Consider the following 812-nt stretch of genomic DNA (forward strand, 5'->3'; position numbering starts at 1 on the left):
GACTCCGCTGCCTTTGCCGCACCCTTCTGCAGTCGATCGAGCGCTTTGTCGGCCCCGTGTTCGCGAATCTGCTCGATCGCCAGCGTGCCGGCGACGGCGCCATCGCGAACCATCTGGTGCAGTTCAACCGGGGCGCGTTCGAGCAATCCGACATCGCGGACGGTTTGGTCCGTGACGTTCAAGCGCTTGCAGATCGCCGCAAGCGTCATGCCGTGAATGTCCCGCAGCTCGGCAACGACGCCCGCCAGTTCGAGCGGCGACGAGCGCTTGCTGTCGTTGCTGAGATAACCGTCGATGACCATTTCGGCGCGGCTGACCGTCTTGGCGTCGCGCACGACAACGGGGATCTTGCCGACATCCTTACCCGCCTCGATGGCCTTCCCGGCCGCGAGGTAGCGGTGCTGCCCCTTGTACACGTAGAGCAAATCCTTGCCGTCGACCTTTCGCGCGTAGCAATGCAGCGGCGAACCCTTGTCGTAGCCGTTTTCGACGATCAGTGCGGTGAGGTGAGCAACCCACTCAGGATCGACCGGGCGGATGTTGTCGGCCGGATCATAGTGAAGCTGACCGTAAGGCACCATCCAGAGGTCTGCCGACGTCGCGCCGGCGGCCGCTGCGGCTGCTTTCGTGTTGCCAGTGGGGATCGGCGCAATGAGGTCGAGGTGGCGCGTCCGTTCGTCCATCACGCAGTCTCCGTGTCCGTCTGACGTTGGCCGTTGCCGCGCTTCTTCGCCTTGCGGATTGCCATTGAGGCCGTCTTGGCCGCTGCGCGCTTCTTGTCACGCAGCCGCTTTACCGCCTGGGCGCAGTCG

Annotated in this window: 1 pseudogene; it reads right to left on the minus strand. The window is 64.3% G+C overall.

From position 1 onward, the window contains the following. Positions 1 to 683, minus strand: a pseudogene (locus tag F3J18_RS37690) (pyridoxal phosphate biosynthetic protein PdxJ); the annotation flags it as partial. Positions 684 to 812: the final 129 nt, after the last annotated feature.

Origin of the sequence: Burkholderia sp. Ax-1720 (assembly GCF_011753035.1) — a bacterium.
Lineage (GTDB): Bacteria > Pseudomonadota > Gammaproteobacteria > Burkholderiales > Burkholderiaceae > Burkholderia > Burkholderia gladioli.